Genomic DNA, 20,060 nt, shown 5'->3' with positions numbered 1-20,060 from the left:
TGGAAATTGTGAGTGGCTCAGCTCAGAGCCAAAGAAGTGAGTCGCGCGTCAGGTCCGAGGAACCTGGCGGGGTTCATGAAACCGACGTCGGTGGCAGTGGTGCCGTCCAGGACCAGATCGGCCGCAACGGCGCCCAGCGCAGAGGCCATCTTGAAGCCGTGTCCGGAGAAGCCGACCGCCACGACGACGCCGTCCATCCCGGGCACCGTCCCCAAGGCGCCGGTGTGGTCGGGGAGATAGCCGTCCGCGCACGTGGCAACCCGCACGGGCTCCGGTATCAGTCCCGGGATGAACTCCCGGACCCATGCCCGGATGGAGTCCAGGTGGCTGGCGTCCCAGGTGGGAGGCTTCTCCATGGACTCGACCTCGTCGAGGAAGACACTCGCCACGGCCTTCACCGTCCAACCATCAGCGCTCGGGAACCCGTAGAACTGGACGTCGTCCGACCGTCCGGCCTCCTCCGCACGCCTGAGGAAGACCGGCAGGTCCGCCCTGCTGAATGCTGATCGGTCCGCGATGGGGAACCAGGTCAGCACCTGCGGCAGAACCGAGAGGTGGACACCGAGCTCCTTGCACACGGCGCCGGCACCGTTGCCCTGCGAGATGATCACCCGGGAGGCGATGATCTCCTCGTGCTCGGTCCGGACGATGTAGCGGTCATCGTAGGTCTCGACGCTGTGCGCCTTCCTGCCTCCCAGGAACGTGACACCCAGCCGGGTGGCCTCCATAAGAGCGGCGGTCACCGCCTTCTCCGAGCTCAGGTAACCACCCTCCGGATCGAAGACCGTGACATCGGTGTCCCTGATCAGGTGCTCGGGATACGTGTTCCTGGCCTCGTCGCCGCGCAGAAGCCTGGAGTCGAGGCCGTGCTCGTGAGCAGCCGCCAGGAGTGAAGCCAACCGTGGATTGTGCTCGTCATAGATCGTGACCGCGCCCGTGGTGTTGAGCAGGCGGGTCCCGCTGATCTTCTCCAGCTCACGCCACAGATCCTGCGCCCTCTGCAAGAGGGGCGTGTAGTGCCCGCCTTCCACATAGACCTTGCGAAAGATGCGGGACTCCCCGGCGTACGCAGAGAAGGGACCGGGAATCGAGAACCTGTCCACCCCGATGACGCGCAGGCCGCGCGAGGCCAGCTGCCAGCAGGCCATGCTTCCCACTGAGCCGGCCCCGACGACGACGACATCCGCCTCGAGCCGGCCACCGGTCATACGAGCACCTTTTCGAGGAACTGCTGGGTGCGTCGTTCCTGCGGATTGCCCAGGACCTCAGCAGGCGGGCCCTGCTCGACGATCAGGCCGCCGTCCATGAAGATGACCTTGTCGGCGACCTCCTTGGCGAAGCCCATCTCGTGGGTGGCCACCAGCATCGTGATGCTCTGCTCGGCAAGGCCCTTCATGACGGCCAGGACCTCGCCCACCCGCTCGGGATCAAGCGCGCTGGTGGGCTCGTCGAAGAGCATGACCTTCGGGTCCATCGCCAGGGCGCGAGCGATCGCGACGCGTTGCTTCTGGCCTCCGGACAGCTGCCACGGGTAGTGGTCGCCATGTCCTTCCAGACCCACGCTCGACAGCAGCTCGTCAGCGCGCTGCGCTGCCGGCTTCTTCGGTGCTCCCTTGACGAGCACGGGGCCCGACATCACGTTCTCGCGGGCGGTCATGTTCGGGAACAGGTTGAACTGCTGGAACACCATCCCGATCCGCGTGCGCTGCGCCGCGACCTCGACCCGGCTCATGGCCCGGTATGCGTTCTCGGTCTCGAAGAACCCGAGATCGTCGCCGTTGACCCGCAAGATCCCGCGATCGACCTCTTCAAGCCCGTCAACGCACCGCAACAGGGTGGACTTGCCCGAGCCGGAGGGCCCGATGATGCACACGATCTCGCCGCACGTCACGTCCAGGTCGATGCTGTCGAGCACCACCCGGTCGCCGTAGCACTTGCGGAGCCCGCGGGCGTAGACGGTTCCGTCACCCTTGACCATTGCTTCGCCGTTCATCGTGCCTCCCCTCCTGCCAGGACGTCATCGAGGATGACGGGTTGGTTGCTGACTCGTGACCTGACAGTCGAGTAGCGCTTCTCGATCAGTGACTGTGGGTAGCTCAGCGCGAGGGTCATGATCAGGTACCAGAGGCAGGCCACGATCAGCAGCGGGATGGTCTGGTAGGTCCGCGCGTAGATCAGCTGGGTGCTCTGCAGCAGCTCAGCCACACCCAGCACGCTGACCAGCGAGGTCTCCTTGAACATGCCGATCACCTGATTGCCCGTCGCCGGGATGATCGTGGGCATCGCCTGGGGGATGATGATCCGCCGCAGCTTCGTCGCGCTGCTCATCCCCAACGAGTCCGCCGCCTCGATCTGACCCCGATCCACCGACGCGAAACCGCCCCGGATGATCTCGGCCAGGTACGCCGCCACGTTCAACGACAACCCGATGATCGCCGCGGTCGTCGCACTCAACAGCTTGTTGACGTCAACACCGTGGGAGACGTCGGTGAACGGGATCCCGATCGCGATGTTCGGATACAGCGCCGCGATGTTGAACCAGAAGATCAGCTGCACCAGCACCGGCGTCCCACGAAAGAATGTGATGTACGCCGACGCCAGCAACCGCACCGGCCTGATCGACGATGCCCGCATCACCGCGACACCCATCGCCAGGATCGTGCCGAAGAACATCACCACGACCGTCAAGACGATCGTCAACCGCAAGCCCCGCAGCACTGTTGAGGTCGTGAAGTACTTCGCCACCACGTCCCACTGATAGTTCTCGTTCGTGATCAGGGTGTGAGCCACACCCGCCGCGACCAGCGCGCACGCAGTCCATGCGGCGTACTCGAGCCAACCCCGCCTGTGCAGCCTCGGCTTCTCGGTGGCATCCATGCGGGTCACCTCCTCCTCAGATAGGACGGTGGTCATTACTTCGCCACAGACGCGCTGGGAATCGCGCCGGAGCCGAGCCCCCACTTGTCCAGTGTCGCCTTGTACTCGGGTCCGTCAATCAACGACTGCATCGCCGCGTGCAGGGCCGGCGTCAGAGGCGAACCCTTGTCCAGGCCCAGGGCGACGATGTTGTCGCCCTCCTTCTTGACGTACTGCTTCGGCAGGAGCTCGAATGCCTGTGGCTGCTGCTTGGCGGCCCACGCGAGCGACGGCGTGTCGTAGAACACCGCTTCGATCCGCTTGGACGACAGCTGGGTCAGCGCCGCTTGGACGTTCGGCAGGACCACCGAGTCGATGGCGGACTTGCCGTTGGCCTTGCATGCCGCGGAGATCTGCGGCACGTACGTCTCCTGCTGCGTCGTGCCGGTGATGACCGCCATCTTGCGCCCGCAGAAGGACTGGTAGTCACCGGCCATCGTGAACTTCTGCGGATTGCCCTTGCTGACGACCACCGACGAGCCGTCGGACCAGTACTTGACCATGTCCAGCACCTGCAGGCGCTCAGGCGTCGGCGTCATGTTCGTCGCCGTGAAGTCGTATCGTCCCGCCGAGATGCCGGGGATCACGCTGTCGAACGACACATTCTTGATCTTGATCTTGAGGCCCATCTTCTTCCCGAGCAGCTGCGCGATCTCGACGTTGTAGCCGATCGGCGTCTTGTTGTCCTCGGCAAGGAACGACGTCGGCGGGTAGTGCAGGTCTGCCGCCATCGTCAGGCTGCCCCGCTTCTTCACATCCGCCGGAACCAACTTCTCGACCGCGGGATCGGCCTTCACCTGCCCGATGTCGATGGAGCCCTTGCGCGCGCCATCTCCACCAGTGCTGCTGGTGTCGCTTCCGCAGGCGGCGGTCGTGACCAGGAGCACTGATCCGACGGCGGCTGCTGCGAGTTTCGTTCCGACTCTCATGGGTCGTTCCCTTCAAGCGATGTGAATGAATTCACTCATCGAAGCACGTTCACAGCCGATTGTCGACAATCTGCAAGAAAAACTTTTCGTCCCATGCGAATGCTCCGCCTGCTGCGCGAAGTGCGACGGCCTGACTCCCGACGCCATGAGAGTGATCCACAACCCCGACCCTCGCCACGTCGGTCGTCGCGCGGGCGCACACGAATGCCCCCGACTGAACAGTCGGGGGCATTCGTGTGAGAGTCGGCGGGCCGCTAGGCCGGCCGGGTGGTGAGGTTGGTCGCGGCAACCGTCAGGTGATCGGTGATGGCCTTGACGACCACGTCCCGTTCGCCGGTGGCGAGAGCGTCGATGAGGGCGCCGTGGTCATCGATGATCTCCTCACCGGACGGCAACACGATCTCCAGTCGGTTGATGCAGGTCAGAGCTTGAGCAGACAGGATGGAGTAGGCATCGACCAGGCGAGAGTTGTCCGCCGTGGCGACGAGAGTCATGTGAAAGCTCAGGTCCGTCGTCGAGATTTCCCTCGGATCTCCGCGTTTGACCGCTGCCGACAAGGCTCCGAGCGCCGTGCGCAACGCATCTGTCGCGCGCACGCGCGCCCCTGGTCCGCCCTCGAGTATGCGTACCGCAGCGTGGCTCTCGATGGCGCACCTGGCGTCGTAGATCTCCCAGATGTCCGAGGGCGTGAATGTCACGACCGAGACGCCCTTGTTGCGCGTGGCCACCACCAGCTTCTGTTGCACCAGCTGCTGGAGTGCTTCGCGGACCGGCGCTCGAGACACACCCAGCTGGTCGGCGATACGCGCCTCACCCAGCTGTTCTCCAGGCAGCAGCGCCCCCTCGATGATCATCTGTCGCAGCTCGCTGCTGATGCGGTCCGACGTCGAGGTGCGCTCCAACGCCTTCAGCCTGCTCAGGCCGGACTCTGCCACGTTCCGCTCCCATCGTCGTGCTCCGCGAGGCGACACCGAGTCGCCACACATACATATCTTGGTTACCACATTGTAACTTGTCAACAAACCTGTTGCCGACGGTCGACAATCTGCAGTCCGTGAGTTACGTTCGTCTCCATGGCGTTGCCGGGACGGCTCGCCAACATCGCTCACGACTCTGACGAGCTCAACACGCTCCTCGGGCTCTGACCCGTAAACCAGGAGGCACATCATGAAGCTCACGCCGTACTGGCTCGACACCGCGACTCCTTCTGGCGACCACCGCCAGAATCCGGTGCCTGAGCGCGCCGACATCGCGATCGTCGGCGCCGGCTTCACCGGCCTGTCCGCGGCCCTCGAAGCCGCCAAGAACGGCGCGAGCGTCGTGGTGCTCGACCAGCACACGGTCGGCTGGGGCGCCTCCGGCCGCAATGGCGGCATGGCGACGACCGGCCTGGCCATTGGTCTCGGCAAGGCGATCAAGCGCTACGGCCGAGACCGGGCGATCGAGATGTTCGCGGAGTACAACCGGGCCATCGACACGATCGAGGACCTCATCAAGGAGAACTCGATCGACTGCGACTTCGAGCGCTCGGGCAAGCTCAGCCTGGCCATGAACGCCAAGCAGGTCGATGGCATGCGCAAGACCCAGCAGATCCTCGCCGATGCAGCCGACTACTCGGTGCGCGTGGTCGGCAAGGAGGATCTCCACACCGAGATCGGCAGCGACTTCTACGCGGGCGGCATGGTGGACCCGCTCGGGGCCGGAATGCACGTCGGGAAGTTCGCGCACGGCCTGGCCGGAGCCGGCACCCGCGCGGGCGTCACGATCTGCGAGGACGCAGCAGTCACCGAGCTGGCGGACCGCGCGGGTGGCGGGCACACGGTTCACACGAGTCGCGGGACGACCCAGGTCGACCAGGTCCTCATCGCGACGAGCGGCTACACCGGCTCCGTGACCCCGTGGCTCAGGCGCCGGACGATCCCCGTGGGCAGCTTCATCGTCGTGACCGAGCCGCTGCCGCAGGAGACGGTCGACCGCATTCTGCCCAACCGGCGCATGGCTGCCGACAGCAAGATGCTCACCTACTACTTCCGGATCACTCCGGACAACCGATTGCTGTTCGGAGGACGGGCGAGGTTCGCGCTGTCGAGCCCGGACTCGGACCTCAAGAGCGCCGAGATCCTCAAGGACGCGATGAGCACGGTGTTCCCCTACCTCTCATCGACCCGCATCGACTACACGTGGGGCGGCTTGGTGGACCTGAGCATGGACCGCATGGTGCACGCGGGCCAGCACAAGGGCATCCACTACTCACTGGGCTACAGCGGCCACGGTGTCCAGATGGCTGCCTACATGGGCAAGCAGATAGCCCTCTCGATGGTGGGCAAGCCGTCACGCAACGCCTGGGAGAACCTCCCCTACCGCGCCGTGCCCGGCCACTTCGGCCCGCCGTGGTTCCTGCCGTTCATCGGCGGCGGGGCCAAGATCATCGACCGATTCAACAGCTGAGGAGCGCCGCGATGTCGACATCCGAGCAGTGCCTGGAGACCGAACAGCCCGCCCTCACCATGCCCGGTGGCGCGTTCATCGACGGTGAGTGGCAGCGCAACGACCTCACAGTGCCGGTCTTCGACCCGGAGGACGGTCGACTGCTGGCGTACGTCGCGGAGTCCTCGCCGGCAGACGTGGCGGCGGCCGTCTCGGGCGTTCACCATTCCGTGTCGGACGACGTCTGGCCCCTGTGGGCGCGCAGCGAGAGTCTTCGCGAGGCAGCGCGGCTGATGCAGGAACAAGCCACCCGATTCGCCCACCTCATCGCGTCCGAAGGTGTCAAGACCCTGGCCGAGGCGCGACGTGAGGTGGCCCGTTGCGCGGAGACCCTGCGCCTGTCCTCCGAGGCCGGGGTGTTCCTCAAGGGCGAGACGATCCCGTTCGAGGCCAGTCGCAACGGACAGAACAAGATCGGCTGGTTCACCCGCGAACCCGTGGGCGTGATCGCCGCCTTGACGTCGTTCAACGACCCCCTCAACCTCGTCGCGCACAAGGTCGGCCCGGCGCTGATCGGTGGCAACGGGGTGGTCCTCAAGCCTTCGGACCACACACCGCTCACCGCCCTGGCCTTTGTCGACCTGCTCCTGTCCGCCGGCGTGCCCCCGAGGCGCATCGCGGTGGTCTGCGGGGGCGCACACACCGGCCAGTCCTTGGTGACGGACGAACGCGTCGCCGTCGTGTCGTTCACGGGTGGACCCAGCACCGCCGCGAAGATCACTGCCGCCGCAGGTCCTCGCAAGATGCTGATGGAGCTCGGCGGCAACAATCCGACGATCGTGTGCCACGACGCCGACCTGTCCGACGCCGTCAAGGCGGTCGTCGCCGGAGCGTTCGGAGTCGCAGGCCAGAACTGCCTGTCGGTGCAACGCGTGTACGTCGATGCGTCCGTCCACGCCGACTTCCTCCGCCGGACCGTCGAGGCGACCCGTCGCCTCAAGGTCGGCAGCAAGATGGATCCCGAGACCGACATCGGTCCCCTGATCGACGTGTCCGCAGCACGACGCGTCGAGGCCTGGGTCGACGCCGCTGCGGCCGAGGGTGCCGTCATCCATGTCGGCGGCGTTCGCAAGGGTGCCTTCTACGAACCGACAGTCCTCACCGAGGTGGCCGAAGGTGCCAGGGTCCTCACGGACGAGGTCTTCGGCCCGGTCGTGACGATCATCCCGTTCGATGACCTCACTGATGCCGTCTCGGCGGCCAACACCGGTGATTACGCACTCCAGGCCGGGGTGTTCACCCGTTCGGTCCAGACCGCCTTCACAGTCTCGGCGCAGCTGATGACCGGCGCGGTCGTCGTCAACGGCACGAGCGACCTGCGCATCGACTCGATGCCGTTCGGTGGGTTCAAGGGCTCCGGCATCGGTCGCGAAGGCGTGCAGTTCGCCGTCGAGGCGATGACCGAGCCCAAGAACACGATCATCAACCTGGCGAGCTGACCTGCACATGCGACTCGAGGGCGTCAACGCGCTGGTGACCGGCGCGACGAGCGGCATCGGCACGGCAGTCGCCGAGACGCTGAGTCGAGAGGGCGCGCGCCTGGTGCTGACCGGGCGCAAGCCGGAGCTCACGACACCTGACGAAGGCGATCTCTACGTGAGCGGCGACCTCAACGATGAGGACTTCGTACGCGACCTGGCCCGTCGCGCCGCAGTGCACTGCGGCGGCCACCTCGACGTGGTCGTCCTGTGCCATGGCCGGCAGGTCAGCGCCCTCATCGTCGACATGGAGCTGGCCGACGCCCAGGACGTGCTGCACGGCAACCTGCTCAGCGCGTTCATCGTCATGAAGCACACGATTCCGTTGATGCCGGACGCCGGCGGTTCGATCGTCTGTGTCAGCTCGCGCCTCGGCATGGTCGGGAAGCCCGAGGAGACGATGTACTCCGCCGCCAAGGGCGGTCTGATCGCGCTCGCACGTGGTGCGGCGATCGAGCTCGCCGATCGCAGGATCAGGGTCAACGTCGTTGCACCCGGCCTCACGGCCACCGAGATCATCGAAGCGTCCTTCGAGCGCCAGAGCGACCCCGCGGCGTACAGGCGTATGCGTGAGTCGGCGATCCCGATGAACAGGCTCGCGGTCCCACAGGAAGTGGCCGACGCGGTCCTGTTCATGGCCTCGCCGGAGTCCAGCTACGTCACCGGCGCCGTGCTGCCGGTCGACGGGGGCTACACCGCGTACTAAGGACCTCAGGGCGGTCCTCAGGGTCAGCTCAGGGGTGCGTGGGGGCTGCGGGTCACGGTTTCCCCGATGCGCCAAGGGGCCCGCCACACCGACAGTGGAGCCCATGATCACAGTCGATTCCCTCACCAAGACGTACGGCGGCTTCACCGCGGTCGACGACGTCACGTTCACCGCCCGGCCCGGACGGGTCACCGGCTTCCTCGGCCCCAACGGCGCCGGGAAGTCCACCACGATGCGCGTCATGGTCGGTCTCACACCTGCGACCTCCGGCGGCGTCACGGTCTGCGGCCGCCAGTTCCGCGACCTGCCCAACCCGGGGCTCGAGGTCGGGGTCCTGCTCGACGCCTCCGCCCAGCACGCCGGCCGCACGGGTCGCGAGATCCTCACCGTCGCCCAGCGCACCATGGGCCTGCCGTCGTCGCGGGTCGACGAGATCATCGACCTCGTCAGCCTGACGCCGAGCGAGGCCGACCGGCGGGTGCGCAACTACTCCCTCGGCATGCGCCAGCGGCTCGGCATCGCCACGGCCCTGCTGGGACAGCCCGAGGTCCTGATCCTCGACGAGCCGGCCAACGGCCTCGACCCGGCGGGCATCCGCTGGATGCGCGACCTGCTGCGTGGGTACGCCAACCAGGGCGCCACCGTCCTGCTGTCCTCGCACCTCCTGCACGAGATCGAGGTCATCGCCGACGACCTGGTGGTCATCGGCAACGGCCGGATCGTCGCCCAGGGCGCCAAGTCCGACCTGCTCGCGACCGCAGACACCCTCGTACGTACGACCGACGTCACGGCCCTCTCCCAGGCACTCGCCGCGTCGGGCATCGGCTTCAGCGCAAGCGCCGCGACCGGGAGCGATGACGCCCTGCGGGTCGAGGCCGACACCGACCTCGTCGGCAAGGTCGCCCTCGAGGCACGCATCCAGCTCCGCGAGCTGCGACCTGCCGAAGGCGCGGGCCTCGAGGAGATGTTCCTCGAGCTCACCGCCGACACCCAGCGCGAGACCATCACCGAAGGAGCAGCAGCATGAGCACCATCACCGCCGCACCCGCGACCACCACGGCCCGGGTCGAACGACGTGAGCCGCGACCCATCCCGTTCACCCGGCTCCTCTCCGTCGAGCTGCGCAAGTGCTTCGACACCCGGGCCGGCTTCTGGCTGATGGCCAGCATCGGCATCGCCTCTCTGCTGGCCACCGGCGCCGTCCTGCTGTGGGCCCCGGATTCCGAGCTCACCTACTCGACCTTCGCCACCGCGATCGGTTTCCCCATGGCCATCATCCTGCCGATGGTCGCGGTGCTGTCCGTGACGAGCGAGTGGAGCCAGCGCAGCGGACTCACGACCTTCACGCTCGTGCCGCACCGCAGCCGGGCGATCGCCGCCAAGGCCGGGGTCACGGTCGGCATCAGCGTCGTGTCGATGCTCATCGCGATGGCCATCGGCGCCGTCGGCACCGTCGTCGGCTCGGCCATCCTCGGCATCGCCCCGGTGTGGGATGCCGGATTCGTCGACCTGGCCAACATCGTGCTCGCCCAGGTCCTGGGGATGCTGGTCGGCTTCATGCTCGGTGTCGTGATCCGCAACTCGTCGGCCGCGATCGTCGCCTACTTCGTCTACTCGTTCGCGCTGACCGCGATCACCGAGGTGCTGGCTGCGACCCAGGATTGGTTTTCCAACCTGCAGCCGTGGGTCGACTTCAACTACGCCCAGGGCGCGCTGTTCAACGGATCGCTGAACGGCGAGCAGTGGGCCAACCTCGCCGTTACCGGCGTCGTCTGGCTGGTCGCACCCATGGCGTTCGGCCTCTGGTCGCTGATGCGCTCCGAGGTGAAGTAGCACCAGCTGCCTGAGATCCCCTGACCCGCATCACTGCTGGTCAGGGGATCTTCAGGTATGCCTCCAGGATGTCGACGACGAGCTGGTGATCCTCCAGCTGGGGCAGCCCGGAGACCGCGACAGTCCCGACGCAGCCGGTGCCGCGTACGAGGATCGGGAACGCTCCCCCGTGGGCCGCGAAGTCGGCCACGTCGAGCCGGGAGTCCTCGTCGAACGAGCCGCCACGGACCCGGAACTGCTCGCCGACGCGCAGCGACGACTGCCCATAGCGGTCGACGACGGCGCTCTTGCGTGCGAGCCAGCCGTCATTGTCGGCCGAGGCGCCGGGCAGCGCGGCATGGAACAGTCGCTGACCGTTGCGCCGGACCGAGATCGCTATCGGCAGCGCAGCGGCCAGACCGGCCTCACGCAGCGCGACGCCGAGGTCCCACGCGGTCTGCTCGTCGAAGCTGTCGAACACGAGCCGCGCCTCTTGGGCCGCCAGCTCGTCGAGCAGCTCGCGGCCGGTCATGACGCGACTCCGGGGCGGACCGTCGAGCCGGTCGCGACACCGACTCGTGCAGCCTCCAGCACGTCCGCCGTGGCGACCGCGTCGGCCGCCTGCACCGGCGGTGCACCCTCACCGCGTACGGCTCGGGCGAACGCCGGGTAGTACGTGTCCCACGCTCCGCGCGCGAGCTCGACCGGCTCCGAACCGCCCGCCGTGAAGATGCGGTCGAGGTCGGAGGCGGCCTCCTCGCCCCAGACGTCGATCGTCGCCGGGTTCTCGCCGGCGACGAGGGCCTCCTCCTGGGTATCTCCGGTCGTGATCACCAGCGACCCGTCTGTGCCGGTGACCCGGAAGCGTGGGCCCACGGCGTACTGGCTCCAGCTGCCCCAGAGGTGCGAGATCGCGCCGTTGACGTGGCTCAGTGCGACGAAGACGTCGTCGTCGAGACCGGACTCGCGGGTGCGTGCCTCCGCGTAGACCGACTCCACCGGGCCGAGCAGCACGAGCGCCTGGTCGACGAGGTGGGCGCCGAAGTCGAGCAGCGTCCCGCCGCCTGACTCGCCGGGACCGTTGTCGGGTGCGTACCTCTCGAACCTCGACTCGAACCTGCGCACCTCCCCCAGCGTCCCGTCATCGACCAGCCCACGCACCGTCAGGAAGTCCGAGTCCCAACGGCGGTTCTGGTACGGGCTCAGGGTCACGCCGCGGGCAGCAGCGAGCTCGACCGAGCGGCGAGCGGCCGGCGGATCGAGCGCGAACGGCTTGTCGCAGACGACCGAGAGGCCGAGCGAGCTCGCCCGGTCCGTGAGCTCTGAGTGGGTCGCCGCAGGAGTGGAGATGCTGACCGCCTCGGCGCCGGCGGCGGCCAGGTCCTCGAGCGAGTCGAAGGCGGCAGCGGTCGGGTGTTCCGACGCCACGAGCTCACGTCGCTCGGCCGACGTGGTGACCACCCCGACGAACTCGCACTCGGGCGCCGCGGAGATCAGCGGCGCGTGGAAGTAGCGCCCGCCGAAGCCGTAGCCGACCAGTCCGATCTTGACCGGGTCCATACGTGATCACTGTCCTTGCGTCGAGGTTGCCTGCCACCACATCATGACGTCCGCAGGACCTTGTCCATCGACTTGCCCCTCGCCAGCTCGTCGACCAGCTTGTCGAGGTAGCGGATCTTCTGCATCAACGGGTCGTCGATCTGCTCGACGCGCACCCCGCACACCACGCCGGTGATCAACGATGCGTCAGGACTGAGCCGCGCGTCGGCGAAGAATTCCTCGAACGTCGTCCCGGCCGCCAGGTGACGGCTCAGCGCCGCCTCGTCGAAGCCGGTCAGCCACTCGATGACCTGATCGAGCTCGGCCTTGGTGCGCCCCTTCCTCTCGACCTTCGCCACGTAGAGCGGATACACCGAGGCGAAGGTGACGGTGAAGATGCGGCTCATGTTCGGCAGCGTAGTGGCTCGCTCGGCGCCCGGTCCGCGCGAAGACCCTCTATCGTTCAGGTCAACCAAGCGCTTGCTACGGAGGAACGGTCCCATGGGCATCAACCAGCGGTCACAGGTCGAGATGACGGACGAGGAGATCGCCGGCTACATGCCGACGCGGCGCACCGCGAGCCTGGTCACCCTCGGGCGTACCGGCCATCCCCACGCGGTGGCGATGTGGTTCGCCGTCATCGACGGGGTCATCTGGTTCGAGACCAAGGCCAAGGCCCAGAAGGCGGTCAACATCCGACGAGACCCCCGGGCGACCGTGCTGCTCGAGGACGGCCTGACGTACGACACCCTGCGCGGCGTCTCGTTCGAGGGACGCTGCACGATCGTCGACGACCCCGACGCGCTGTGGGCCGTGGGCGTCAACGTGTGGGAGCGCTACAACGGGCCCTACACCGAGGAGATGAAGCCGCTCGTCGAGCTCATGCTGCACAAGCGCGTGGCCGTACGCTTCGACCCCGAACGCACCCGCTCGTGGGACCACCGCAAGCTCGGCCTCGACCCGATCCCGCTTGGCGGCACCACGGCACCCGCCGGGGAGCGCTGACGTGGGACGTTTCTCCCTGCCGGACGAGCGGCCGCCGGGGCTGGACTCGCGGTTCACGGCCAGGCTGATCAAGTACGGCTCCAAGGCCCAGGTACGTGCCTTCCGGCTGACGAACGGCCGGATCGGCGCGACGTGGCGCATCGGCGCGGGCTTCCGCAAGCCGGTGCCGATCCTGCTGCTCGAGCACGTGGGGCGGAAGTCGGGCAACGCATTCACCGCTCCCCTGCTCTACCTTCCGAACGGTCCCGATCTCATCATCGTCGCCTCTCAGGGCGGGCTGCCGAAGAACCCGCAGTGGTACGCCAACCTGGTCGCCCACCCCGAGACGTACGTCCAGCTCCCGAAGGAGAGCTCCCGCCCCGTACGGGCGCGCGTTGCCACCCCGCAGGAGCGAGACGACCTGTGGCCCCGGCTCATCGACCTGTACGCCGACTTCGCGAAGTACGACTCCTGGACCGATCGCGAGATCCCCGTCATCGTCCTCGAGCCGCGCTAGTCGCCCGGGCGCTCGACGACCTCCAGTCGCTCGAGCAGGAACAGGAACGCGGCAGCGAACGGGTTGTCCGCGGTCGCCGTGCGGACCTCGGCCCAGTCCACCTGCTCACGGACCGCGCGGGCCACCGGCAGCTGCCGACCGAAGTCGCAGGCATGCTCCTCCAGAGCGTTGAGCTTCTGCCCCATCAGCTCGGTCGCCGACAGGACCGGCATCAGGATCGACTCGACCTCGAGCTCCTCGACCTCGGCCAGCGTCTCGCGCACCATCGGGACCCCGTTGGTCTGGAACAGCACGTCGACCATGCACTCGTCGACGTACACCTTGAACAGCCAGTCCTCGGGTGGGTGCACGACGTCCAGGCCACGTTCCGCCAACGTCTCGGCCGCCTTGGCTGCATCGTCCTGCGCGACCACGAAGTCGACGTCGTGGTCGGGCTCCGGCCCGCCACGCGCCCACAGCGCGTAGCTGCCCGCCAGCGCAAAGGGGATGTCGCTCTCCTTGAGGTGCACTGCTACGACCTTGAGCGCCTCGCGCAGGTCCGGGCCCGCGTCCTTGTTGTTCGTCACCTCACACGTGTACCCGCGTCGGGGCGCGTCATGTCACCCATCGCGGGTACGTCCTGATCGATGCGAGTGGCGACCTTCAACATCCTCAACGGACGCAACGCGTCGGACGACCACGTCTCGCTGGACGTCTTCCGAGCGGCGGTGGCGTCGCTCGACGCGGATGTCCTGGCGCTGCAGGAGGTCGACCGCAACCAGCCCAGGTCCGGGCACGCCGACCTGACCGCAGCGGCAGCGGACGCGATGGGGGCCGTCGATCACCGGTTCGTCGCGGCTTTGAGCGGGAGCCCCGGCGCCACCTGGATCGCGGCGACCGGCAGCGAACAGCCGGACGCTGCCGCGTACGGCATCGCGCTGCTCAGCCGGCACCCCGTCGTCGCGTGGGAGGTCATCCGGCTGCCGACGCTGCACACCCCCGTGCCGATGTGGTTCCGCGGCAGCCGGCTGCCGACCTTCGTGCGGGACGAGCCCCGGGTCGCCGTGGCGGCACTCGTCGACGCTCCCGGCGGGCCCTTGACGGTGGCCAACACCCACCTGTCCTTCGTCCCCTGGTGGGGTCGACGGCAGCTGCACTCGCTCGCCAGGTCGTTGAGCGGGCTCGGCCGGCCCCTCGTGCTGGCGGGTGACCTCAACATGGTCCCTGAGCGGGCCGCCGCCATCACGGGAATGCGCAGCCTGGTCACGGCACCCACATTCCCCGTGCAGTCGCCACACGAGCAGCTCGATCACGTGCTCAGCGGCGACGCGTGGCCGCGAGCGGCGGGCGAGGCGCGGCAGCTGCCGATCTCTGACCATCGAGCCCTGGTCGTCGACCTGACCGGATAGCATCGGGGCGCCTCCACGAGGTGGCGAGACGAGAGGAGCGCCGGTGCCGGTACTCGGAGTGGGCGGGATCTTCTTTCGCGCGCAGGATCCCGAAGCCCTCGCTGCCTGGTATCGCGACCACCTCGGCGTCGGTGCCGGTTGCGCAGCACCGGACACCGGCGAGCCGGAGGAGTGGAGCTGGAAGGTGCAGGGCGGCCCCCTCGTGTTCGCGCCGTTCGAGGCCGGGACCGACTACTGGCCGGCGGACAAGCAGTTCATGCTCAACCTCCGTGTCAGCGACCTCGACAGCCTTCTTGCCCAGCTGCAGATCGGCGGGACAGAGGTCACCGTCAAGCCCGAGTGGGACTCACCCGAGACCGGCCGCTTCGCCCGGATCCACGATCCGGAAGGCAACGCGATCGAGCTGTGGGAGCCCCCGGCCGCCTGATCTGTGGTCGACGGCCGGCTATCGCTGCACGCGTGCGCTGCCGCCGCGGACCAGCGCCTCGACCTCGGCAAGGGTCGCCATGGAGGTGTCGCCCGGAGTCGTCATGGCGAGCGCGCCGTGAGCCGCGCCGTACTCCACCGCCTCCTGGAGAGGACGCCCGGCAAGCAGGCCGTACGCCAGACCTGAGGCGAAGCTGTCGCCGCCACCGACGCGGTCGAGGATCTCCAGGTCGTCGCGCTGCGTCGCCCGTACGATCCCGGTCTCGTCCGACCATGCCAACGCGCCCCAGTCGTTGCGGGTCGCCGACCTGACGGTTCGCAGGGTCGCCGCCGCGACCTCGAGGTTCGGGAGGTCGGCCGCGACGGCGCCGAGCATCTCGGCATAGCCGGCGAGATCGAGTGTGGCGAGGTCTGTCGAGCCGCCCGGCACCTGATAGCCGAGGGCTGCGGTGAAGTCCTCCTCGTTGCCGATGAGGACGTCGACCAGGCCACAGATGCGGGCATTGACCTCGCGTGCGCGGTCCGCACCGCCGATCGACTGCCACAGGCTCGGTCGGTAGTTCAGGTCGTACGAGACGACCGTGCCGTGGCGTCTCGCTGCCTCGGCGGCGGCGACGACCACGTCTGCCGTGGTCTCGGAGAGACCGGCGAAGATCCCACCGGTGTGGAACCAGCGCACGCCTGCTGTGCCGAACAGGTGGTCCCAGTCCACGTCGCCGGCACGCAGCTGGCTGGCCGCGGTCCAACCTCGATCAGACACCCCCTTCGCACCACGGACGCCGAACCCGCGCTCGGTGAAGTTCAAGCCGTTGCGGACCGTACGGCCGATCCCGTCACTCGGCGCCCACACGATCCCGCTGGCGTCGACGCCGCCGGCCATAATCAGCTCCTCGACGAGATGACCAACCTCGTTGTCGACCAGTCCGGTCACCACGGCCGTCCGCAGCCCGAAGCACCGCGACAGCCCTCGCGCGACGTTGTACTCACCGCCACCCTCGCTGGCCCGGAACTGCCGGGCGGTGCGGATGCGGCCCTCACCGGGATCGAGGCGCAACATCACCTCGCCCAGGGACAGCGCGTCGTACCGGCACTGCTCGGCCGGCTTCAGGACGAGGGGCATCGCATCTCCTTCGCGAGCGCTGTCGCACCGGCCGCCAGCTGAGCGATCTGGTCGAAGGCAGCCGATCGAATCATCGCCTGCGGAGCGATCCAGGTTCCGCCGACGGCCAGGACCGAGGGGATCTCGAGGTATTCCTGCATCGTGGCGAGGCCGATGCCTCCGGTCGGGACGAAACGCACGTCCGGGAACGGCGCAGACAGTGCCGAGACCATGCGCGCGCCCCCGGCCGCCGCAGCGGGGAAGAACTTGAGCACGGACCAGCCGGCATCCCGGGCTGTCTGGATCTCGGTCGCGGTGGCCACGCCCGGAATCAGGGGGATGCCCAGCGTCGCGCACTCCCGACTCACGGCGGGCCCGAAGCCCGGCGACACGACGTAGTGGGCCCCGGCGGCGATCGCGTGCTCGACCTGGCTCGGGTGGACCACGGTCCCGGCGCCGACGACGAACCCCGGCACCTGTGCCATCTCCCGAATCGCACCGAGGGCGGCTGCGGTCCGCAGCGTGACCTCGCCCGACGGGAGTCCGCCGGACGCCAGCGCCTCCGCCAGCTGGTGCGCGTACGCCTCGTCATCGATGACGATGACCGGCAGCACGCCGAGGGCCTGATGGAACGCCGGCACGTCGATCATCGGCCGAGCCATCCCCCGTCGACGGGGAGCACCGTGCCGTGGACGTAGTCCGACGCCGAGCTGGCCAGGAACACCGCGGCGCCCTTGAGGTCACGGGCTTCGCCCCAGCGGCCGGCCGGGATCCGGTCGAGGATCGCACCTGATCGCGCCGGGTCGTTGCGCAAGGCCTCGGTGTTGTCGGTGGCGATGTATCCCGGCGCGATGGCGTTGACGTTGACGCCGTGCGACGCCCACTCGTTCGCCAGCGCCTTGGTCATCCCGGCGATGGCGCTCTTGGCCGCGGTATAGCCGACGACGTTGATGCCGCCCTGGAAGCTGAGCATCGAGGCCGTGAAGATGACCTTGCCCGATCCCCGCTCCACCATCGCTCGCCCCACCTCGCGAGTGAGGACGAACTGGCTGGTCAGGTCGACCTCGATGACGTGATCCCAGGCCTCGTCCGTGTGGTCGACGACCGGGGCGCGGGCGATCGTGCCGGCGTTGTTGACCAGGATGTCGACCGGACGATCGGCGCCGACCAGCCTCTCCGCGAGGGCCTTGACTGCCTCCCGGTCGGCGAAGTCGACCTGGTGGGCGGTGAACGTGCAGCCCGCGTTCTCGACGGCGCGCTGGACGTCGCTGCCGTCGGGCTCGAGCGAGGCGCTGACCCCGACGATGTCGGCACCGGCCTCGGCAAGGCCCGTCGCGATGGCGAGCCCGATGCCACGCCGGGCACCCGTCACCACGGCCAGCCGGCCCTTGAGGCTGAAGGCGGCAAGGCTGGTGCCGGGGATGCCGATCGTCACTGGGGCTCAGCTCCACCGCAGTCCACGAGCACCTTCATGACGGCCCCACCGAGGTCGAGGATCTCGAACGCCTCAGCGGCCGACTCGAGGGGAACGACCTTGGAGATCAACGCCTCCACCGGAATCGTCCCGGCCGCAAGCGACGCGACCGCGTCGGCGAAGTCCTGTGACTCGTAGACACGAGCGCCGACGATCTCGAGCTCTTTCCAGAACACCCGCTTCAGGTCGAGCTCACGGCGCTGGGCGTGGATCCCGACGACGACGAGCCGGCCACGAGCGCGCACCAGGTCGACCGCCGAGTCCAGGCCACCTTGAGCGCCTGACACCTCGAACACCACCTCCGCACCGGCTCCGCCGGTCCACTCCTCGACGAGGGCCGCAATGTCGACAGGGTCGACCACGTCGATCCCCAGGGCCGCGATCACGGAGCGCCGGAACGGATTGGTCTCCAGGACACGGACCTCCGCGCCCTGGGCGGCGGCCACCAGCGCGATCAGGAGACCAACAGGGCCACCGCCCACGACAGCCGCCCGTTGCCCCGGCTCCAGCCGGGCGCGTCTCACGTCGTGGTGCGCCACGGCGACGGGTTCGACCAGGGCGGCGTCCCGCAGCGAGAGCTCGGCCGGCAGGCGTACGAGCAGGTGCTGCGGCAGGGTCCACATCTCCTGCAGGGCGCCCGTCGAGTCGATTCCCACGAAGTTCAGCCGGTCGCAGATGTGCCGGTGGCCGGCGACGCAGGTCGGGCAGGTGCCGCACCACTCGAGCGGCATCACCGTGACGTGGTCGCCGACGGACCAGGCCGTGACGCCATCGCCCACCGCGTGCACGCGGCCGGCCGTCTCGTGCCCGATGACGGCCCGGGCTCCGACCCGCTCGTCCATCGCGCCGTGCAGGATGTGCAGGTCGGTGCCGCAGATGCCGACGTAGGCGACATCGATCTGCACCTCACCCGGTCCGGGCCGGCGCGGGTCGGCCTCGACGACCTCGATGCCGCCGCCACGGACGTACTGTGCTGCCAGCATCACGCCTCCAGCCAGACCGGGCCGTCGGGGAATCGGTGCGCGGCGAGCGACTCGGCCCGCATCTGGGCGCTGAACCCGGGCATCGTCGGCGCGAGATAGCGACCGCCTCGCACGATGGCGGGGTCGATGAAGTGCTCGTGGAGGTGGTCGACGTACTCGATGTACCTGCCTTCGGTCGTGCCGCTGACCGCCACGAAGTCGAACATCGACAGGTGCCGGACGAGCTCGCAGAGGCCCACGCCGCCGGCATGGGGACACACCGGCACGCCGAACTTCGCCGCCAACAAGATGATGGCGATGTTCTCGTTGACCCCGCCCACGCGGCTGGCGTCGATCTGGACGACGTCGATCGCGTCGGCCTGCAGGAGCTGGCGGAACATCACCCGGTTGTGCGCATGCTCGCCGGTCGCGACCTTGACGGGTGCCACCTTGGCCCTGATGGCGGCGTGCCCGAGGATGTCGTCGGGATTGGTCGGCTCCTCGATCCAGGTCGGGTCGAACCTCGCCAGTTGAGTCACCCAGGCGACCGCCTCGTCGATCTCCCAACGCTGGTTGGCGTCGATCGCGATGCCGACGTCAGGGCCGACCGTGGCTCGGGCGATGCCCATCCGACGGATGTCCTCATCGAGGGAGGCACCGACCTTGAGCTTGATCAGCTCGAAACCGTCCGCCACGGCGTCCCCCGCCAGTCGAGCAAGCTTGGCGTCGTCATAACCCAGCCAGCCCGGCGTCGTGGTGTACGCCGGATAGCCCTGCTCCAGCAGAGCGGCCCGGCGGTCGTCCCGCCCCGGCTCGGCGGCCCGCAGGATCGTGAGCGCGTCGTCCCGGGTGAGGGCGTCGGAGAGGTAGGTGAAGTCGACCAGGTCGGCGATCTCGTCGGAGGTGAGCCGGGAGAGCAGATCCCACAGCGGCAGGCCCTCCCGCTTGGCGCGCAGGTCCCACAGGGCATTGATCAACGCCCCGCAGGCCATGTGGATGACGCCCTTCTCCGGTCCGAGCCAGCGCAGCTGTGGGTCCGTCGTGAGCTCGCGGCCGAACGGGCCGAGGTTGGCCAGCACGTGATCGACGTCGCGACCCACCAGCCACGGCGCAAGGCTCGAGGCCGCAGCGGTCTGCACCTCATTGCCCCGGCCGGTCGTGAACGTGAAGCCGTGACCCTCGATCCCGTCACCCGCATCCGTGGTGATCACGAGGTAGGCCGCCGAGTAGTCCGGCTCAGGATTCATCACATCCGAACCGTCGAGCTCGCGGGATGTCGGGAACCGTACGTCGGCCGTGTCGATCGAGACGAAACGTGCCACCGTCGCTCCCTTCGTCTTAGC

General features: G+C 68.1%; 23 protein-coding genes. 9 read left to right on the top strand and 14 right to left on the bottom strand.

All coding sequences use genetic code 11. From position 1 onward, the window contains the following. Positions 1–17: 17 nt before the first annotated feature. The 5 genes from solA to BOSE46_RS02330 form a co-directional block, all read right to left on the bottom strand. Positions 18–1,208: an N-methyl-L-tryptophan oxidase gene (solA, locus tag BOSE46_RS02350; protein WP_159537894.1), complete on the bottom strand. Its 1,191-nt coding sequence runs from the start codon at positions 1,206–1,208 to the stop codon at positions 18–20. Continuing rightward, positions 1,205–1,993 (bottom strand): amino acid ABC transporter ATP-binding protein, encoded by a 789-nt coding sequence (locus tag BOSE46_RS02345; protein ID WP_201299482.1) that lies wholly within the window; start codon positions 1,991–1,993, stop codon positions 1,205–1,207. The genes solA and BOSE46_RS02345 overlap by 4 nt, the downstream gene beginning before the upstream one ends. Next, positions 1,990–2,877 carry an amino acid ABC transporter permease gene (locus BOSE46_RS02340; protein WP_159537892.1) on the bottom strand — a complete coding sequence of 296 codons (888 nt, stop codon included), beginning with the start codon at positions 2,875–2,877 and terminating at the stop codon, positions 1,990–1,992. Before BOSE46_RS02340 ends, BOSE46_RS02345 begins: the two co-directional genes overlap by 4 nt. 35 nt (positions 2,878–2,912) lie before the next feature. Next, the gene (locus BOSE46_RS02335; RefSeq protein WP_159537890.1) at positions 2,913–3,845 is read right to left on the bottom strand and encodes an ABC transporter substrate-binding protein; all 933 of its coding nucleotides are present in this window, start codon (positions 3,843–3,845) and stop codon (positions 2,913–2,915) included. Positions 3,846–4,099: 254 nt separating this feature from the next. Continuing rightward, entirely contained in the window at positions 4,100–5,041 is a 942-nt protein-coding gene (locus BOSE46_RS02330) for a GntR family transcriptional regulator (RefSeq protein ID WP_236551592.1), read from the bottom strand. Between BOSE46_RS02330 and BOSE46_RS02325 the strand changes: the two genes are divergently transcribed. The 5 genes from BOSE46_RS02325 to BOSE46_RS02305 all read left to right on the top strand — a co-directional run bounded on the left by BOSE46_RS02325 (position 5,013) and on the right by BOSE46_RS02305 (position 10,349). Beyond that, complete coding sequence (locus BOSE46_RS02325; RefSeq protein ID WP_159537886.1) at positions 5,013–6,293, top strand: FAD-binding oxidoreductase; 1,281 nt, start codon at positions 5,013–5,015, stop codon at positions 6,291–6,293. The genes BOSE46_RS02330 and BOSE46_RS02325 overlap by 29 nt on opposite strands. A gap of 11 nt (positions 6,294–6,304) precedes the next feature. Continuing rightward, positions 6,305–7,771 (top strand): aldehyde dehydrogenase family protein, encoded by a 1,467-nt coding sequence (locus BOSE46_RS02320; RefSeq protein WP_159537884.1) that lies wholly within the window; start codon positions 6,305–6,307, stop codon positions 7,769–7,771. 7 nt (positions 7,772–7,778) lie between these two features. Beyond that, positions 7,779–8,516, top strand: a complete 738-nt coding sequence (locus BOSE46_RS02315; protein ID WP_159537882.1) for an SDR family NAD(P)-dependent oxidoreductase — start codon at positions 7,779–7,781, stop codon at positions 8,514–8,516. A 103-nt stretch (positions 8,517–8,619) separates the two neighbouring features. Continuing rightward, positions 8,620–9,543 carry an ABC transporter ATP-binding protein gene (locus BOSE46_RS02310; RefSeq protein ID WP_201299481.1) on the top strand — a complete coding sequence of 308 codons (924 nt, stop codon included), beginning with the start codon at positions 8,620–8,622 and terminating at the stop codon, positions 9,541–9,543. Next, positions 9,540–10,349, top strand: coding sequence for an ABC transporter permease (locus BOSE46_RS02305; RefSeq protein WP_159537878.1), 810 nt, complete (start codon positions 9,540–9,542; stop codon positions 10,347–10,349). The genes BOSE46_RS02310 and BOSE46_RS02305 overlap by 4 nt, the downstream gene beginning before the upstream one ends. 40 nt (positions 10,350–10,389) lie before the next feature. Here the strand turns inward: BOSE46_RS02305 and BOSE46_RS02300 are convergent, their stop codons facing one another. Genes BOSE46_RS02300 through BOSE46_RS02290 form a run of 3 tightly spaced genes read right to left on the bottom strand, consistent with a single transcriptional unit; the run spans position 10,390 to position 12,274 of the window. Next, positions 10,390–10,860: a heme-degrading domain-containing protein gene (locus BOSE46_RS02300; RefSeq protein ID WP_159537876.1), complete on the bottom strand. Its 471-nt coding sequence runs from the start codon at positions 10,858–10,860 to the stop codon at positions 10,390–10,392. After that, positions 10,857–11,888: a Gfo/Idh/MocA family protein gene (locus BOSE46_RS02295; RefSeq protein WP_159537874.1), complete on the bottom strand. Its 1,032-nt coding sequence runs from the start codon at positions 11,886–11,888 to the stop codon at positions 10,857–10,859. Before BOSE46_RS02295 ends, BOSE46_RS02300 begins: the two co-directional genes overlap by 4 nt. 41 nt (positions 11,889–11,929) lie before the next feature. Then, positions 11,930–12,274: a DUF2200 domain-containing protein gene (locus BOSE46_RS02290; RefSeq protein ID WP_159537872.1), complete on the bottom strand. Its 345-nt coding sequence runs from the start codon at positions 12,272–12,274 to the stop codon at positions 11,930–11,932. Positions 12,275–12,368: 94 nt separating this feature from the next. On the opposite strand from BOSE46_RS02290, the gene BOSE46_RS02285 reads away from it, so the two are divergent. Next, the gene (locus tag BOSE46_RS02285; protein ID WP_159537871.1) at positions 12,369–12,872 is read left to right on the top strand and encodes a pyridoxamine 5'-phosphate oxidase family protein; all 504 of its coding nucleotides are present in this window, start codon (positions 12,369–12,371) and stop codon (positions 12,870–12,872) included. Between the two features lies 1 nt (position 12,873). Beyond that, positions 12,874–13,368: a nitroreductase family deazaflavin-dependent oxidoreductase gene (locus tag BOSE46_RS02280; RefSeq protein ID WP_159537869.1), complete on the top strand. Its 495-nt coding sequence runs from the start codon at positions 12,874–12,876 to the stop codon at positions 13,366–13,368. On the opposite strand, the gene BOSE46_RS02275 is transcribed toward BOSE46_RS02280, so the two are convergent. Beyond that, positions 13,365–13,934 (bottom strand): hypothetical protein, encoded by a 570-nt coding sequence (locus BOSE46_RS02275; protein WP_236551591.1) that lies wholly within the window; start codon positions 13,932–13,934, stop codon positions 13,365–13,367. The two genes, BOSE46_RS02280 and BOSE46_RS02275, sit on opposite strands and share 4 nt — an antisense overlap. A gap of 60 nt (positions 13,935–13,994) precedes the next feature. Between BOSE46_RS02275 and BOSE46_RS02270 the strand changes: the two genes are divergently transcribed. Together BOSE46_RS02270 and BOSE46_RS02265 are read left to right on the top strand one after the other, a co-directional pair. Next, positions 13,995–14,756 carry an endonuclease/exonuclease/phosphatase family protein gene (locus BOSE46_RS02270; protein WP_159537858.1) on the top strand — a complete coding sequence of 254 codons (762 nt, stop codon included), beginning with the start codon at positions 13,995–13,997 and terminating at the stop codon, positions 14,754–14,756. Positions 14,757–14,799: 43 nt separating this feature from the next. Further along, positions 14,800–15,183 carry a VOC family protein gene (locus tag BOSE46_RS02265; RefSeq protein WP_159537856.1) on the top strand — a complete coding sequence of 128 codons (384 nt, stop codon included), beginning with the start codon at positions 14,800–14,802 and terminating at the stop codon, positions 15,181–15,183. Positions 15,184–15,201: 18 nt separating this feature from the next. On the opposite strand, the gene BOSE46_RS02260 is transcribed toward BOSE46_RS02265, so the two are convergent. Genes BOSE46_RS02260 through BOSE46_RS02240 form a run of 5 tightly spaced genes read right to left on the bottom strand, consistent with a single transcriptional unit; the run spans position 15,202 to position 20,039 of the window. Next, the gene (locus tag BOSE46_RS02260; protein WP_159537854.1) at positions 15,202–16,302 is read right to left on the bottom strand and encodes a sugar kinase; all 1,101 of its coding nucleotides are present in this window, start codon (positions 16,300–16,302) and stop codon (positions 15,202–15,204) included. After that, complete coding sequence (gene eda, locus BOSE46_RS02255) at positions 16,287–16,931, bottom strand: bifunctional 4-hydroxy-2-oxoglutarate aldolase/2-dehydro-3-deoxy-phosphogluconate aldolase (protein WP_201299480.1); 645 nt, start codon at positions 16,929–16,931, stop codon at positions 16,287–16,289. The genes BOSE46_RS02260 and eda overlap by 16 nt, the downstream gene beginning before the upstream one ends. Then, positions 16,928–17,716 (bottom strand): SDR family oxidoreductase, encoded by a 789-nt coding sequence (locus BOSE46_RS02250; protein WP_305782080.1) that lies wholly within the window; start codon positions 17,714–17,716, stop codon positions 16,928–16,930. Before BOSE46_RS02250 ends, eda begins: the two co-directional genes overlap by 4 nt. Then, positions 17,713–18,738 (bottom strand): zinc-binding dehydrogenase, encoded by a 1,026-nt coding sequence (locus tag BOSE46_RS02245; protein WP_159537850.1) that lies wholly within the window; start codon positions 18,736–18,738, stop codon positions 17,713–17,715. Before BOSE46_RS02245 ends, BOSE46_RS02250 begins: the two co-directional genes overlap by 4 nt. Then, positions 18,738–20,039: an enolase C-terminal domain-like protein gene (locus BOSE46_RS02240; RefSeq protein WP_159537848.1), complete on the bottom strand. Its 1,302-nt coding sequence runs from the start codon at positions 20,037–20,039 to the stop codon at positions 18,738–18,740. The genes BOSE46_RS02245 and BOSE46_RS02240 overlap by 1 nt, the downstream gene beginning before the upstream one ends. Between the last annotated feature and the right edge of the window lie 21 nt (positions 20,040–20,060).

The organism is Aeromicrobium sp. 9AM (assembly GCF_902506105.1).
Taxonomy (GTDB): domain Bacteria; phylum Actinomycetota; class Actinomycetes; order Propionibacteriales; family Nocardioidaceae; genus Aeromicrobium.
The sequence above is the reverse complement of the archived record's forward strand: the minus strand, read 5'-3'. Positions and strand labels throughout refer to the sequence as shown.